This window comes from Actinacidiphila sp. bgisy160, assembly GCF_965342435.1.
Lineage (GTDB): Bacteria > Actinomycetota > Actinomycetes > Streptomycetales > Streptomycetaceae > Actinacidiphila.
On sequence record NZ_CBDRCM010000035.1, the window covers coordinates 67,443 to 82,154 of the forward strand.

Sequence of the window (14,712 nt, forward strand, 5' to 3'; positions counted from 1 at the left end):
CCGGGCCGGGCACGCACCGCGATCGCGCGTGTCGCGTGCCCGGCCGGGACGCCCGGCGTTCCCCCGACGAAGGACATATCGTGACCACCACCATCCCGGCGGCCGGCGCGCGCCGCCCTGTCCCCAGACTCCGCAAGGGCCGGGGGGACGGACGCCTCGCGGCGGTCCTGCTCTCACCCACCCTCCTCGTCCTCGGCCTGGTCATCGCCTACCCGCTGGTGGCAGCCGTCAGGGCCTCCCTCTTCCAGGAGAGCCAGGGCCTCGACGCCGACGGCTTCGTGGTGGAAGGAGAGCAGTTCACGGGCCTGCGCAACTACACGGACGCGTTCACCGGGACCAACGCCCCGGTGTTCTGGAACGCCTTCTGGAACACCACGTTCTTCACGGTCACCACCGTGACGATCGAGGTGGTCGTGGGTCTCGCGATGGCCCTGGTCATGAACCAGGCCCTACGCGGGCGCGCTATCGTCCGCGCGTCCATCCTGGTGCCCTGGGCGATCCCCACCGCCGTCTCCGCGCTGCTGTGGCGGTGGGTCTTCGACGTGAACGGGGTCGCCAACGCCTTGCTCGGCCAGAAGATCCTGTGGACCGCGGACGGGTGGCAGTCGAAGCTGGCGGTGATCGTCGCCGACACCTGGAAGACCGCGCCGTTCATCGGCCTGCTGGTGCTCGCCGGTCTTCAGCTGATACCCCGTGAGCTCTACGAGGCGGTCCGGGTCGACGGCGCCGGCCCCTGGCGCCAGTTCCGCAGCATCACGCTGCCGCTGGTCAAGCCCACTTTGCTGATCGCCGTCCTGTTCCGCATCCTGGACGCGCTGCGCATGTTCGACCTGCCGTTCGTCCTGATCGGCGGGCACAAGCACGAGGTGGAGACGCTGGCGATGCTCGCGTACTACGAGGCCGGCAACGTGCGTTACGGCCCGGCCGCCGCCTACGCCACCCTCCTGTTCGGATATGTCGTCATCGTGGCGTTCGCGTTCGTGAAGCTGCTCGGCGCGGACCTGATCGGCGAGGCCAGAGCCCGTCGGCGCACCGCCCGCACCACCCGGACGCCCGCCCCGGCACGAAAGGCCACCACCGCATGACCGCCGCCGACCACCCCGTACCCGCCCCGGCTCGGCGGCTTCGCCCGGCGGCCCTGCTGCGGACCGCGGGCATCGCCGCCATCGTCGTGTACTGCCTCGCGCCGTTCTACTGGATGGTCGTCTCCAGCCTGCGGCGCCCGACCGACCAGTTCCAGCTCTCGCCGCTCCCCCGGCCGTGGTCCGGCGCCAACTTCGCCGCCGTCTTCAGGCCCGACGTCGGCTTCCAGCGCTCGCTGCTCAACAGCCTGGTGGTGGCCGGTGTGACCACCGTGCTCACGCTGCTGGTCGGCACCGTCGCGGCCTACGCGCTGGCCCGTCTGGAATTCCGCTTCAAGGGGCTTGTCGCGGGAATCATCATCGCCACGTCCATGTTCCCCGGGATCTCGCTCATCGTCCCGCTGCTGAAGCTCTTCTCGGACATCGGATGGATCAACACCTACCAGGCGATGGTCGTCCCCAGTATGTCCTTCGCCCTTCCGCTGGCCGTGTGGACGCTCACCGCGTTCTTCCGCCAGCTGCCGGCGGAACTCGAGCAGGCCGCCATGGTGGACGGCTGTACGCGAGGGCAGGCATTCCGGAAGGTCATCATCCCCATCGCCGCCCCGGGCATCTTCACCACGGCGATCATCACCTTCATCGCGGCCTGGAACGAGTTCATCATCGCCCTTTCCATGGTCAACGAGAAGTCGATGCAGACGGCGACCGTCGCCATCTCCCGCTTCACCGGCGCCTACCGCTTCGACCAGCCGTACGGCACGCAGATGGCGGCCGGTGTCCTGGTCACGATCCCGCTTGTCATCGCCGTACTCGTCTTCCAGCGGCGCATCATCGCCGGACTGACCGCCGGCGGCGTGAAGTAGGGCGCTGTTCCCCCGACGCCGCGAACGCACCCTGCTCCGAAGCGGGAGAACCCCGAGTTGGCTTGTCAGGGCCGGCACCATGGAGCCAGACAATTTACGGCCAGGAACAGGACGGAGGCCGCGCGCCCGGATCAGGGCCGCAGGGCGGCGAGCCGGTCGAGGTCCTCGGCGCTGGGCCGAGCGGGGAAGAATTGTCGGTATGAGGCTGATCAGCGAACGAGACGAGCGACGACAAGAAGGACGGCACGGTCGCGCCGGCCGGCCGCAAGGGTCGCATGGACCCGGGATGCGGGCGCGGTGGCAGCCCTACGCAGGTGCTGCGATGGCGACAGCCGCCGCAGCGGCAGCGGGCGCCGCAGCGGTCAAACCGGACAGCGCTTGGTACACGGGGCTGCTGAAACCGCGGTGGCACCCGCCGTCCTGGGCGTTCGGCGCCGTCTGGACGCCCTTGTACGCCGGCGTCGCATGGGCTGCCGGCCGTGCCTTCGACCGGGCCAGGGGCCGGGAACGTGACCGGCTGGCGGCTTCCTTGGCAGTGAACCTTTCCCTGAACGCGGCTTGGAGCTGGCTGTTTTTTGCCGCCCGCAGCCCTCGGGCCGGATTGGTCGGCACCCTGTTGCTGGACGTCAGCACCCTGGAGCTCATTCGAACCACATCCCGTACCGACCGGGGCGCGGCCACGGCGCTCTTTCCCTACTCGGCATGGTGCTGGTTCGCCACCGCCCTGAACGCCAGGATCGCCCAGCTCAATCACCGCTCCCGATCGCCGCAGCACTGACTCACGGCACTTGTGCGGCCGGCATTCACGTTCCGCCAGGACCGACCGCCCTGCCGGACGGCACCGCGAATCCACCGCCCGGCCGGGTTGCGGGCCTGCCGCTCAGGTGGCGATCCGGTAGCGGCCCAGGAGGAGCTGGAGGAGTTCATCGGCGATGCCCTCCAGGGAGGCGTCGACCCAGCCGACGACCCAGTCGTGCATGAGCCCGTTGACAGCGCCGATGAAGGCTGCGGCGGCGATGGCGTAGTCGCCGGGGCGGATCTCGCCGCGGGCGACGGCGTCGTCGGTGATGGCGCGGAAGAGGTCGATCCAGCGGGCACGGCGCTCCAGTCGCTGGAGGTCGATGCGGGGGCTCACACCGACGACCTCCACGTAGGCGATCCTGGCGTACCGCCGGTCGGAGGCCGCCCCCTTGACGTAGGCGCGGAGCATTCGGGTGATCCGCTCGGCCAGCGGGAGGTCCTGGATCTCGGGCAGGACGCCGAAGACGGCTTCCTGGGCGGCGTCGTTGACGATCAGGTGCAGTTCGGCGAGCAGGTCCTCGACGCTCTGGAACTCCTCGTAGAACTGACGGCTCGACAGGCCCGCCTCCTTGCACAGCGCGGCCAGCCGCGTCCCACGGTAGCCCGGCTCCCCGCCGAACATCTCCAGGCCCGCCTCCAGGAAACGGGCGCGACGCTCCGCCTGCCGCTGAGCGGCGTCCTTGCCCCTGTACCGGCCTTCCGCCGGGGTGAACCTGCCCGCCACCATGCCCTCCGATCGGCGATGAGGAGATTTTCCCCCACGCGGGGTTGTGAGGGGGCCCCACCGCTACCTACCATCCGGTAACACACTCTGAACTTGGGCGGTTTCGAAGTTCAAACCAGCGCTGCCGCGAGGCCCACGAAGCCGCGCGGCGCATCGCCCGGCCATGCCCAGGAAGACCAGTGCGAACACTGTGCGCCGCCCTCCTCGCACGTGAGAGCGGCCCGGTGGGCTCAACTCCTCGGTTCCCCTCAGCCACCAACCCCCTGGAGCCCCCACATGCGCCACTTGTCCCGCCCCGTCGGGCAAAGAGCCCTGCTCGCGTTAGGTGCCGTCACCGCGGTCGTCGCGGCCTGCATCTCGGCCCCCGCCTCCGCGCAGGCATCCCCGGCCCTGCAGGAGGTGATGTTCGTCGGCAACAACTGGGAGGGCACCGCGACCGTCATCAAGGCCCGCGGGGACTTCGCCAGGATCGGCCGCATCAACGTCATCCCCGACAAGGATCGGCGGCTGGCCGAGATCTATCTCAACCCCATCAAATTGATCTACTTCCTCGGCATCCGCGAGACCGTGGGCGAGGGCCACGACCAGTTCGTCGACGACATGTACGCCACCCCCGACGGCACCGCCCTGGTCGCCTCCCGCCCGAGCTTCGCCGACGTCGTCTCCATCGACCTCGCGACGGGCGACGTCAAGTGGCGCTTCCCGGTATCGGGATACCGCTCGGACCACATGGCGGTCTCCCCCGACGGCACCCGCGTGGCCGTGTCAGCGTCCACGTCCAACACCGTCCACGTCCTCGACATCAACACCGGACGGGAACTCGGGAAGTTCACCACCGGCGACAAGCCGCACGAGAACATCTTCAGCAGGGACGGCAGGTACCTCTGGAACATGTCGATCGGCGAGGTCAACAACGACTTCGACGCCCCCTGGCAGGACTTCCTCAAGGGCGACCGGAAGATCACGATCGCGGACACGTCCACCTTCCAGGTCGTCAAGACGATCGACATGCGTACCCGCCTCGACGCCGCCGGCCGCAGCGACCTGTCGGACGCCGTCCGCCCGGCCGCCCTCACCCCGGACGATTCCAAGCTCTACTTCCAGGTCTCGTTCTTCAACGGCCTCGCCGAGTACGATGTCGCCACCGACAAGATCACCCGGGTCAAGACGCTGCCCGAGAACCCGGACACCAGTGACGACCGCACCACCTACGTCAACGACTCCCGCCACCACGGCCTGTCCATGAGCCCGGACGGCACCAAGCTCTGCGTCGCCGGAACCATGGACGACTACGCCACCGTCGTCGACCGCGCCACTCTCGCAGAGGGCCCGCTCGTCCCCGCGGCCAAGCCCTACTGGGCCACCGTCAGCGGCGACGGCACCGCCTGCGTCATCTCCGAAAGTGACGCCGACCAGGTCACCGCCATCAGTTTCGCCACCGGCCAAAAGATCGCCTCGGTCCCGGTCGGCGACCATCCCCAGCGCGTGCGACTGGCCCACATCCCCGTCGGCTGGACCGGCCTTACCGGCTGACCTCGACGGCGGGGCGGGGTCACACACGGGCTGGCCACCCGCTACGGCAAGACCCCGACAGCTACCTGGCCGGGCTCTACCCACACCGCGCCGTCATCCGGCTCCGATGCTTCCCACCGAGGCCTTGGATCGGAACTCAGAACAAGCCCGGGCTGTGGCCTTCCCCCCGAAGGGCCCTGGCGCGCCGGCGCCGGAGCCCTTCGGAACGGTCACGCGCGCATACCCGGTAGGCGACAGTCCTTACTCACCCGTCCCTGGATTGATCACGCTGGCGCCGCCTTCCCGCTGAGGCACTCAACGCCTGGCGAGCCCGACCGCCTACGGGGCCACCCACCCCCGGAGAGCCTCCGCGACTGCCCGGACGTCCAGCGCGTCCCGGTCGATGCGCGCTGCCAGCTCCGCCGCTTCCTTCGCGCTCACGGTCACGATGGCTCCGCTCGCCGTCAGGTATGCCGCCGCCACCACCGCGCCGAACAGCTCGTTGGCGTGCTCCAGCGCCGGCACCCGGATGAGCTGGTGCATGAGCGCGGCCGCTCGGTGGTGCGCCTCCGTGTACACAGGGGTCTCCATCACCCTGTCCGCGTGCCTGGCCACGGCTCCCGCCAACGATCCGAAGTCGGTGATGTCGGGGTCCCCGGGCATGTTCCGGTGCGCGAGGTCCAGCAGCCAGGCCCGGTCGATGTGGACGATCACGCAGCGGCCCCGGCGCCGTCGCCGGCCTTCGGGTGCCCGAACTGCTCGGCGAAGGTGTCGCCCCAGGCGTCGGCGAAGTGCGCGCCCGCGCCCAGGAACCGGTGCCGCAGGTCGTTCGCCTCGTCCGCCAGGACCTGGCGGGCGTAGTCCGCCACGCTCATGCCGACGGCCGCCGCCCGCGCCTCGATCCCCGCCGCCGTCTCCGCGTCCACCCGCACGTTGATCTGCTTCTGGCTGCTCATGGCAATACGGTAGCGGACCGTACGTCCTGCTACAGCTCTTTGCCGACATCAACGGGGCGGCGCGCACGCCGTCAGACAGGGGCTGGGGCCACAGCGGCGCGGGTCGGATGCCCCCGCCGGGCTGCCGCCGACCCGCGGTCTCCCCACGCCGACCGGCCGTGAGCGGGGCTCGAAGCCCGTTCCACGGCACCTGGGCCCCCGGACAAGTGGCCCAAGATTCTTTCGGCGCAGTGGCCCAGCTGAACGGGCCGCCGCGGAGTTACGGTCGGGATGTGACAACCGCTGTCGGCCACGGGCTGCGCCTTGTTCGGCCACTCAGTGCACTCGGCGCCCGAGCAGTCGGTGAGCCTCGGAGCCATGCGGCCGCTGTCCGAGGTGCCCGCCGCGTTCGCCCGCGACAAGCGCACGCCCGCAGGACGATCATCCGCGTCACGGAAGACTGAATCAGGAGACCCATCGTGATGGAAATGCGAATCGCCGGTGGGCTGCTCGCCGTCGCCACGCTGGTAACGGCCACGGCCTGCTCGGCCTCCAACGAGCCCGCCCATGCCAAGGTGGCGGCGACGGTCGCGGCATCGACACGCCCCTCCGATATCTTCAAGCCGCTGCTTCAGCAGGCGCTTCCGAATGTGAACGGCAAGACGTTCACCTCGGCGGTCGTCGACTTGCCGCCCAACGCGATCGCGCTGCCGCACCGGCACGGCCAGGCGTTCGTCTACGCCTACGTCCTCGAAGGCACCGTGCGCAGCAAGCTCGACGACAAGCCCGTGAGCACCTACCACCAGGGCGAGAACTGGGTCGAGCAGCCGGGCGCCCACCACGTCCTCACCGAGAACGCCAGCCGAACCAAGCAGGCCAAGCTTCTGGTCGTCTTCGTCTCCGACACCGGAGACAAGCTCAAGGTCGACGATCCGAAGTCGTAGCCCGGAAGACGCGGCGGGCGGCGACGCTCGCACGCACTATGACTTCCGCCGGAACTCATACCACCAGCCATCAAGACGCGCCCCGCGACATGCACGGCGCACGACACACGAAGGAATCAAACAAACCATGACCGACACCCAGCGGGTCAATATCGGCAAGCAGTACCCGGCCGCCTACAAGACCCTCATCGCCTTGTCGTCGGAGGTGGAAGAGGCTGCCGCTGCTGCGGGACTCGACCCGCTCCTGGTCGAGCTGTTGAGGATCCGCACCTCTCAGATCAACGGCTGCGCGTTCTGCCTGCGCATGCACACCGGCGACGCCCTCAAGAAGGGCGAGAACCCCGACCGGATCGCCGTCCTGCCCGCATGGGAAGAGACCGGCTACTTCTCCGAGACCGACCGTGCCGCCCTGCGCCTGACCGAGGCGATCACCCTCGTACCGGACGGACACGTCCGCGACGAGGACTACAACGCCGCAGCGGCCGTACTCACCGCGGACCAGATCTCGGCGGTCGCCTGGCTGGCCACGGTGATGAACGCCTTCAACCGCGTCGCGATCACCAGCCGGTACCCCGTCGGCACCTGACCTCGAAGGTGCACACGGCGGTCGTGATCAGGGACTCCGTCACCGCGTACCGCCGATGTCCCTGGCGCCATGACCGTCCTGTTCGTCGTGGTTTCCGTGGCGGTGGTGGTCCCGGCAGTCGCCGCCCCGCACGGCCCGGGCCCCCCGCTCCGGTCCTTTGACCGGCGCCCCGCGGGGGCGGCTTCTTCGACCCGGCCGCCCCCGCGCCCCGACGACCCGGCCGATGCACTGCACCGCCACACGCTGCGGACCGCCGCGATGGGCGCCCGGCTGCTGGGCCGGCCCGAACAGCCGCTGGGGGCCCGCCGCCAGGCCGAAAGCAACGCTGAGGACTGCCAGGGGATGCCGCAAGGCGCCCGGGCGGCTCGCGCCTACGAGTCGACGCCGTCCGCACGGGGGATGGGATGGGCGGACGGCGCGGGGGACGCTTCGGCCCTGGCCGCGTCGGCGAGGGCCGCGGCGGCGGCTTCTGCGGCCTGTACCGTGTCGCTGGCGGCCTGGGCAGCCATGTCGTCCGACGGCGGCTTCTCGCGGGTGGCCGGCGACTTGGGCAGCACCTCGCTGAAGGCGCGGGACACGCCCTGGAGCGCGGAGGTCACCTCGCTGGGGATCACCCAGAAGGTGCTCCCAGGGCCCTGCGCGAGTTGGGGCAGCATCTGGAGATACTGCCAGGCGAGCAGCTTGGGGTCGGGGTCGTTGCGGTGCACGGCCTGGAACACCTCGTCGATGGCTCGTGACTGGCCCTCGGCCTGGAGGATCGCAGCCGTGCGGTTGCCCTCCGCGCGCAGAACCGCGGCCTGCTTGTCGCCCTCGGCGGTGAGGATCTGCGACTGGCGTTGCCCCTCGGCCCCGAGGATCGCGGCCCGCTTGTCCCTCTCGGCCCGCATCTGCTTCTGCATGGCGTCCTTGATGGACTGCGGAGGGTCGATGGCCTTGATCTCCACCCGGTTGACCCTCAGCCCCCACTTGCCGGTCGCCTCGTCCAGCACTCCCCGCAACTGGCTGTTGATGGTGTCCCGTGAGGTGAGGGTCTTCTCCAGGTCCATGGACCCCACGACGTTGCGCAGAGTGGTGACGGTGAGCTGCTCGACCGCCTGGAGGAAGTTCGCGATCTCGTAGAAGGCCGCTCGTGGGTCGGTGACCTGGAAGTACAGCACGGTGTCGATCTCGACGACCAGGTTGTCCTCGGTGATGACCGGCTGCGGCTTGAAGGACACGACCTGTTCTCGGAGGTCGATCACCGGATGAACGCGGTCTATGTAAGGGATGACGAGGCTGAGACCGGGTTTCAGGGTCCGGTGGTAACGGCCGAGTCGCTCCACATTACGGGCGCGCGCCTGGGGCACGATACGGACCGCCCGCACCACGGTGAAGACCGCGAACAGTGCGACGATCAGGCCGGCGATCAGAAACGCCGTGGTCTCCATGTTTCAGTCCCTTGGGTAGACGATTGCGGTGGCACCACTGATCTCTATGACGTCGACGGTCGCTCCGGGAGGAATCACCAGCGTTTCGTCGTAGGCCCGGGCCGTCCACTCCTCGCCGTCGATACGGACCCTTCCGCCCAGGCCCGTCACCTCGGAGACGACGTAGGCGGCCTTGCCGACGAGTGCCTCCACGCCGAAGCGCTCTGACTGGGGCTGGAGAACATGACGTAGCGCGACCGGGCGCACGAACAGCACGGTGACCGTGGCGACGATGGTGAACACGAGGAACTGGAAGGGCGGCGGCAGCCCGACCGCGGCGGATCCCGCTGTGACCAGGGCGGCCACACTGAGCATTCCGAGCGCCGCGGTGAGCGTGAGGATCTCCGCCACAGCCAACACGGCTGCAATGATCAACCAGATCAGCCATGGATCCATTTGCGTGCCTCTTCTGACCGGAACGGGTACGAAGGGCCTGTCTCTCACCATTGGACCCCGGTGAGGCACCGCCGCGGTACCCCTGGGAGGAAACGGCTCGCGTTGCCGGACACAGGCGCCCTCCCGGGCCCTCGTGTGCCGTGCCGCGAATATCGGCGATCATGGGCGCCCGACCGCCGGGGTGGCCCGGGCCACCCGCTGTGGCGATGACGCCGACAGCAGGTCGTAAAGAACACGTAAAGACTGCCGGAATCCGGCAATGACCCTGTGCGTGGTCCGTGGCAACATCGCGCTGTCTTGGGGAGATCGGCGTGCCGGCGAAGGGGGGCGGGATGGAGTGGTTTCTCGGTCTTGGCATCGCCGGACTGGTGGTGCTGGCGCTGGCCCTCGTCTTCGACGGCATCCTGGACGGGCTTCTCGACGGGCTGGGTGGCCTGGACGGAGTGCTGTCCCTGCCCGCGATCGCCGGATTCGTGTCGATGCTCGGCTTCGCCGGCGCGATCACTTTGGGCACAACGGGCCTCGGGACGGCGTTCGCGGTCGGGGTGGGGGTGGCCGCGGGGGGCCTGGCGGGATGGCTGACCTGGAGGTTCAGCCAGGCGCTGATGCGCGGGCGGACCGCGGTCGCCCCCCGTGGCGACGACCTCATCGGCGGCTCGGGCACGGTGGTCACCGCCATCCCGGCGGACGGCTACGGCGAAGTGCTCGCGTACCTGGCGGGCCAACCCGTGAAGCTCGCGGCCAGGAGCACGGTCCCGCTGCCGCGGGGCACGAGGGTGTGGGTGGAGTCGGCGCTGTCGGCCACCTCTGTCGCCGTGCGGCCCGTGGACCACTGAGCGCCCCGGCCACTCACGCGTCTTTGTCGTATCTGTACTGATCAAGGGAATCCGGCATGAGCCCAGTACTCACCGCTGCGGTGGGCATCGTCGTACTCGTCGTCCTGCTCGCCCTCGTCGTCATCACCCGCTACAAGGTCGCCGGCCCCAGCGAGGCGTTCATCGTCACCGGCCGGCGTGGCAAGAAGTCCACCGACCCTGAGACCGGACGCGTGTTCACCGACAACAGCGGTCAGAAGGTCGTGGTCGGCGGGGGCGTGTTCGTCGTGCCCTTCGTCCAGCAGAAGTTCACCCTGGACCTGTCCAGCCGGCACATCCCCGTGGCCGTACGGGGCGCCGTCACGCTGCGAGGGGTGAAGGCCCACTTGGAGGGCGTCGCGATCGTCAAGGTCGGGGGAACCGAGGACTCCATCCGCGCGGCGGCCCAGCGCTTCCTGATGCAGCAGGACGGCATCGTCGGCTTCACCCAGGAAGTCCTGTCGGGCGCTCTGCGCTCCATCGTCGGGCGGATGTCCGTGGAGGACGTCATCCGTGACCGGGCGGCGTTCGCCGGACAGGTGGCCGAGGAGGCGGAGGCCAGTCTTTCCGGGCAGGGCCTGGTCCTTGACGCCTTCCAGATCCAGGACATCACCACCGAGGGCTCCTACCTGGAGGACCTCGGACGGCCCGAGGCCGCCCGGGCCAAGCAGGAGGCGGACATCGCCGAGGCCCTGGCGCGGCAGGCCTCGGAGCAGGCACGGCTCAAGGCCGAGGAGGAGATCGCGATCGCCCAGCGGACGTTCGCGCTCAAGCAGGCCGAGATCAAGGCCGAGACGGACGAGGCCGCCGCCCGCGCCGCTGCCGCCGGCCCGCTCGCCGAGGCCGCCCGCAGCCAGGAAGTCCTCACCGAGCAGGAGAAGGTCGCCGCCCGCCAGGCCGCGCTGACCGACCGCGAACTCGACACCAGGGTCCGCAAGCCCGCCGACGCCGCGCGGTACCAGGCCGAGCAGGAGGCCGAGGCCCGCCGCATCGCGCTGGTCAAGGAGGCCGAGGCGGACGCCCAGCGCTCCCGGCTGACCGGCGAGGGCGAGAAGGCGCACCGCGCCGCACTCGCCGACGCCGTACGCATCGAGGGCGAGGCGCAGGCCGCGGCCATCGCCGCGAAGGGGTCGGCCGAGGCCGAGGCCATGCAGAAGAAGGCCGACGCCTTCGCCCGGTACGGCGACGCCGCGGTGCTGCAGATGCTGGTCGAGGTGCTGCCCCAGGTCGTCGCGAAGGCGTCCGAGCCGCTCGCCGCCGTGGACAAGATGACCGTGATCTCGACGGACGGCGCGAGCCAACTGTCCCGCACGGTCGCGGACAACGTGGCCCAGGGCATGGAACTGCTCAGCTCCACCACGGGAGTCGACCTCGCCGATCTGCTCAAGGGCCTCGCCAAGCGGGGCTCCGCGGCGCCCGCCCACCCCTCCCCCGAGGCGCCCAACGGCAGGGTCGAGATCACCGACTGACACCGCGGGAAGGCGGAAGCCGTGCGGGACCGGCGTGATGGTACCCGCGGACCCGGCCGACGCTCTCACCTACGCGGTCGGGGCCGGACCCGTATCAGCGGGACTGCCCGCAGGCGCTCCCATGAGGGAGCGCCTGCGCCGACCCCGCCCGGACGCTCCCAGAGTGAGGGGATTCCGTTCACCCACGGACCGCCTTGCCCGCATCGGCGCACACGAGATCCTCACCACCCCTGCCGAGCAGGCGACATGGCGCGCGATCCGCGTGCTCATGCGTCTCGCACCCGAGACCGGCCTGCGGCTCCTGCTGCGCAGCGCGCTCTTGATCATCGGCCGCTAGACTCCCGGGGTTCGGATGGTGTCAGTGGACCGGAAGGCCAAGCCATGGACGATGACCGTTGGGACCGGTGGCCGGAGCCGTGGGTGGGCACGGACTGCGACATGCGGACCGTCGTGGGTGCGATCCCGCGGGAGGTCAAGGACGGGTTCAGATACGACCAGATCCCATGGGAGCGGTTCCCGCATTGTTACGGTCCGGGCGAGGAGGTTCCCGGTCTCCTCGCAATTCTCGCCTCCGGTGACACTGACGCCGCCCGGCGGGCGTTGGGGAACCTGTGGGAGTACCTGCATCACCAGGGCAACGGGATCGCGGTGGGAGCACTGGCGGTCCCATTCCTACTCCGGATCGCGGCCGCCGGGTCCCCCGAGCTCCGCGCGGAGACTCTCCAGCTGGTCGCCGAGATCGCGCGGTGCCAGCACTTCGGGGACGGCAGCCGCGAAGGTCTCCTCCAGGTCGCCGAGGATCCACAGGACGCGGACGGCACCACAATGTGTCCGGTGGACTGGACAATTCAGGCCGCCCGCGCTGCGATCACCGCGGATCTGCACCTCCTGCTCCCCCTTCTACCCGACCCCGATCCCGAGGTCCGCTCCGCCACGGCCTTCGTCCTGGCGACGGCGACCGGCGAGATGGCGCGCATCTCGTCCGCCCTCGACAACCGGCTGACCGTGGAAGACGACCCGACGGTCCGGGTGAGCCTGGTTCTGGCGATCGCCCAACTCGCCCGCGAAGACCACAACGAGTCCGTTGCCGCATGGACCCGGACCCTGTGGTCGGACGCCGCCCAACCGCTCGAGACTCGCGTCGGCGCCGCCCTCGCCTGGCTGTGCCTGGTCGACGACCCCGTCCCTGACGAACTCCGCACCCTCCTCACCGATCCCGGCACCGACCAACTCGGCGAACTGTTCCAACAGGTGCCCTGGCTCCCTCCGGTCGACTACTACGGCAACGCACTGCGCAGCTGCATCGACGAAATGCTCGCGCGGGATGTCCCTGGGAAGGACTCGTTCTCGCCCTGGGCCTGAGCCCCTCCCAGGCCATGGACGACGAGCCCCGCTGGGACACCGCCCGCCGCCTCCTGCACGAAGACACCCTGGGGCCCGAAAGCCGCCTCACCGGCCCGCCGTTGCTCCTCTACGCCCAATGGCCTACCGCGATCTCCCGCCTCACCGTCGACCACATCGAGGAGACCGACGAAGCCGTCCGTAGCCGTTTCGGCGCCGTCCCGGTCAAGCTTCCCGCGCCCGTCGTTGAACACGCTTTCCTGGCGCACTTCAAGAAGCGCAAAGTGTCCACCGACACCTGCGCTCGTCCCTTTCGGGTGTTCATGAACACGCTTGCATTCGTTGCTCGCTCCTCCGGCCGGACCCGCCCCAGCGCGGCCGGTTGGAGGCAATTCGCGACAACCTCGTCGCCCGCTTAGCTGAGGCGGGGCGTGAGGGCTGGCTCGGCAAAGTCGAAGGACTGAAAGTCAGCCTCGCTGGTGCGGAGGACAAGCGCGCCCAGATGGACGCCACCGCAGCCCGCACGGCCGCGGCGGTCGATCTCTGAATGCCTGGCTTCACGCCGGCCGCTGGACGCTCCAGCGACGCGTGACGACGGATATGCTTCGGTGGCTCAGTAGATTGGGAGCGCTAATTTGGGGGTGCCATGGGTCGGCCGTTGCTGTTCCTCGACGTCGACGGACCCCTGAATCCGTATGCGGCGAAGCCCGAGAAGCGCCCCGAGGGCTACACCACCCTTCGCGTCCCACAGGAGAGCGGGGCAGCTGGGGGGCACGGGAGACTGGGGACCCACATGGGGCCGCTACGGGTATGGCTCAACCCCGATCACGGGCCGGCACTGCTGGCTCTCGGCTACGAGATCTGCTGGGCCACAACGTGGATGAGCGACGCGAACACGTGGATTGGACCTACGCTCGGTCTGCCTGAACTGCCGTTCGTCGACTTCGGTGATGCCCTGCTCAACGAGCGCCCTGATGGCGTTCATTGGAAGTTGGAGCCATTGGTGGAGTACGCCAAAGGCCGACCGTTCGCTTGGGTGGACGACGAACAGAGCGACGCGGATCACGCACACGTGGCTGCCAATCACCACGCAGCCGCTTTGCTCCACCACGTCAATCCACGGATTGGCCTGCGGAACGACGACTTCACTACCCTCGCGGCCTTCGCAGTATCCATCGACACTTCGACGAACACTCCCTGAGCTTCAAGCGGCCAAGCCTAGTTCAGAGGAGCCTGTGTCCGTTGCCCGACGCTCCGCCTCGACCTCACCCAGGTCTTCCGGCCAGGGCTTGATCAAGTTCCTTGAGTGTCGGGGTTGTTGGTGATGCCCAGGAGTGGGAGTGCTCGTTCTGGCTGGTCGCGGATCGCCCGGGTGGTTTTGGCGATGTTGGCGGCTCCGAGGATCTTGAGCAGGCCGATGGCGAGGTTGCGGAGGGTCGCCATGGCGCGGGGTGCGGTGCCGGTGTGGATGGTGGAGGCGTCCTCGGCGAAGGTCACGTCTCTGACGTGGTGCAGGGCCTCTACCGTCCAGTGGCCGCGGATCGCGGTGGCGAGTTCGGCGGGGGTGGTCTGGTGGGCTTCGAGGCTGGTGACGGCGTAGACGGTCTCGCGGCTCTCGCGTCGGCCTGTCTGCCGGCGGCGACGGTGGACGCGGATGGCCAGTCGGGCGTAGGGGAAGGCGATGCCACCGAGTTCGTCCGCGATGCCGCAGGTCTTGATCGAGCGGGACTCGCGGCGGC

The 14,712-nt window shown here is 69.3% G+C and carries 17 protein-coding genes and 1 pseudogene; 12 read left to right on the top strand and 6 right to left on the bottom strand.

Features of this window, described 5'->3' with window-relative positions; translation table 11 throughout:
* The first annotated feature begins 80 nt into the window (after nucleotides 1–80).
* The 3 genes from ACRWNP_RS24895 to ACRWNP_RS24905 all read left to right on the top strand — a co-directional run bounded on the left by ACRWNP_RS24895 (nucleotide 81) and on the right by ACRWNP_RS24905 (nucleotide 2,723).
* The gene (locus tag ACRWNP_RS24895) at nucleotides 81–1,085 is read left to right on the top strand and encodes a carbohydrate ABC transporter permease (RefSeq protein WP_431964959.1); all 1,005 of its coding nucleotides are present in this window, start codon (nucleotides 81–83) and stop codon (nucleotides 1,083–1,085) included.
* The gene (locus ACRWNP_RS24900) at nucleotides 1,082–1,945 is read left to right on the top strand and encodes a carbohydrate ABC transporter permease (RefSeq protein ID WP_431964961.1); all 864 of its coding nucleotides are present in this window, start codon (nucleotides 1,082–1,084) and stop codon (nucleotides 1,943–1,945) included. Before ACRWNP_RS24895 ends, ACRWNP_RS24900 begins: the two co-directional genes overlap by 4 nt.
* A 322-nt stretch (nucleotides 1,946–2,267) precedes the next feature.
* Nucleotides 2,268–2,723: a TspO/MBR family protein gene (locus ACRWNP_RS24905; protein ID WP_431964963.1), complete on the top strand. Its 456-nt coding sequence runs from the start codon at nucleotides 2,268–2,270 to the stop codon at nucleotides 2,721–2,723.
* Nucleotides 2,724–2,825: 102 nt separating this feature from the next.
* Here ACRWNP_RS24905 and ACRWNP_RS24910 read toward each other — a convergent pair whose 3' ends face one another.
* Entirely contained in the window at nucleotides 2,826–3,473 is a 648-nt protein-coding gene (locus tag ACRWNP_RS24910; RefSeq protein ID WP_431964965.1) for a TetR/AcrR family transcriptional regulator, read from the bottom strand.
* A 273-nt stretch (nucleotides 3,474–3,746) separates the two neighbouring features.
* On the opposite strand from ACRWNP_RS24910, the gene ACRWNP_RS24915 reads away from it, so the two are divergent.
* Nucleotides 3,747–5,003: a YncE family protein gene (locus ACRWNP_RS24915; RefSeq protein ID WP_431964966.1), complete on the top strand. Its 1,257-nt coding sequence runs from the start codon at nucleotides 3,747–3,749 to the stop codon at nucleotides 5,001–5,003.
* 318 nt (nucleotides 5,004–5,321) lie between these two features.
* Here the strand turns inward: ACRWNP_RS24915 and ACRWNP_RS24920 are convergent, their stop codons facing one another.
* Nucleotides 5,322–5,696 (bottom strand): fic family toxin-antitoxin system, toxin component, encoded by a 375-nt coding sequence (locus tag ACRWNP_RS24920; protein WP_431964968.1) that lies wholly within the window; start codon nucleotides 5,694–5,696, stop codon nucleotides 5,322–5,324.
* Entirely contained in the window at nucleotides 5,693–5,938 is a 246-nt protein-coding gene (locus ACRWNP_RS24925; protein WP_431964970.1) for a plasmid mobilization protein, read from the bottom strand. The genes ACRWNP_RS24920 and ACRWNP_RS24925 overlap by 4 nt, the downstream gene beginning before the upstream one ends.
* Nucleotides 5,939–6,399: 461 nt before the next feature.
* Between ACRWNP_RS24925 and ACRWNP_RS24930 the strand changes: the two genes are divergently transcribed.
* Together ACRWNP_RS24930 and ACRWNP_RS24935 are read left to right on the top strand one after the other, a co-directional pair.
* Complete coding sequence (locus tag ACRWNP_RS24930) at nucleotides 6,400–6,861, top strand: cupin domain-containing protein (protein ID WP_431964992.1); 462 nt, start codon at nucleotides 6,400–6,402, stop codon at nucleotides 6,859–6,861.
* A 127-nt stretch (nucleotides 6,862–6,988) separates the two neighbouring features.
* On the top strand, nucleotides 6,989–7,447 hold the full coding sequence (locus ACRWNP_RS24935; RefSeq protein WP_431964972.1) for a carboxymuconolactone decarboxylase family protein: 459 nt from the start codon (nucleotides 6,989–6,991) through the stop codon (nucleotides 7,445–7,447).
* 371 nt (nucleotides 7,448–7,818) lie between these two features.
* Here ACRWNP_RS24935 and ACRWNP_RS24940 read toward each other — a convergent pair whose 3' ends face one another.
* On the bottom strand, nucleotides 7,819–8,874 hold the full coding sequence (locus ACRWNP_RS24940; RefSeq protein WP_431964974.1) for an SPFH domain-containing protein: 1,056 nt from the start codon (nucleotides 8,872–8,874) through the stop codon (nucleotides 7,819–7,821).
* 3 nt (nucleotides 8,875–8,877) lie between these two features.
* Nucleotides 8,878–9,309: an NfeD family protein gene (locus ACRWNP_RS24945; RefSeq protein ID WP_431964976.1), complete on the bottom strand. Its 432-nt coding sequence runs from the start codon at nucleotides 9,307–9,309 to the stop codon at nucleotides 8,878–8,880.
* Nucleotides 9,310–9,641: 332 nt separating this feature from the next.
* Between ACRWNP_RS24945 and ACRWNP_RS24950 the strand changes: the two genes are divergently transcribed.
* The 6 genes from ACRWNP_RS24950 to ACRWNP_RS24975 all read left to right on the top strand — a co-directional run bounded on the left by ACRWNP_RS24950 (nucleotide 9,642) and on the right by ACRWNP_RS24975 (nucleotide 14,174).
* A complete protein-coding gene (locus ACRWNP_RS24950; protein WP_431964978.1) occupies nucleotides 9,642–10,145 on the top strand; it encodes a hypothetical protein in 504 nt (167 codons plus the stop codon).
* 56 nt (nucleotides 10,146–10,201) lie between these two features.
* Nucleotides 10,202–11,632 (top strand): flotillin family protein, encoded by a 1,431-nt coding sequence (locus tag ACRWNP_RS24955; RefSeq protein WP_431964980.1) that lies wholly within the window; start codon nucleotides 10,202–10,204, stop codon nucleotides 11,630–11,632.
* A 163-nt stretch (nucleotides 11,633–11,795) separates the two neighbouring features.
* Nucleotides 11,796–11,969, top strand: a complete 174-nt coding sequence (locus ACRWNP_RS24960) for a hypothetical protein (RefSeq protein WP_431964982.1) — start codon at nucleotides 11,796–11,798, stop codon at nucleotides 11,967–11,969.
* Nucleotides 11,970–12,013: 44 nt separating this feature from the next.
* A complete protein-coding gene (locus ACRWNP_RS24965) occupies nucleotides 12,014–12,994 on the top strand; it encodes a hypothetical protein (protein WP_431964984.1) in 981 nt (326 codons plus the stop codon).
* 14 nt (nucleotides 12,995–13,008) lie between these two features.
* Nucleotides 13,009–13,392: a hypothetical protein gene (locus ACRWNP_RS24970; RefSeq protein ID WP_431964986.1), complete on the top strand. Its 384-nt coding sequence runs from the start codon at nucleotides 13,009–13,011 to the stop codon at nucleotides 13,390–13,392.
* Nucleotides 13,393–13,619: 227 nt separating this feature from the next.
* On the top strand, nucleotides 13,620–14,174 hold the full coding sequence (locus ACRWNP_RS24975) for a hypothetical protein (protein WP_431964988.1): 555 nt from the start codon (nucleotides 13,620–13,622) through the stop codon (nucleotides 14,172–14,174).
* Between the two features lie 92 nt (nucleotides 14,175–14,266).
* Here the strand turns inward: ACRWNP_RS24975 and ACRWNP_RS24980 are convergent.
* Nucleotides 14,267–14,712: pseudogene (locus ACRWNP_RS24980) on the bottom strand (ISAs1 family transposase); the annotation flags it as partial.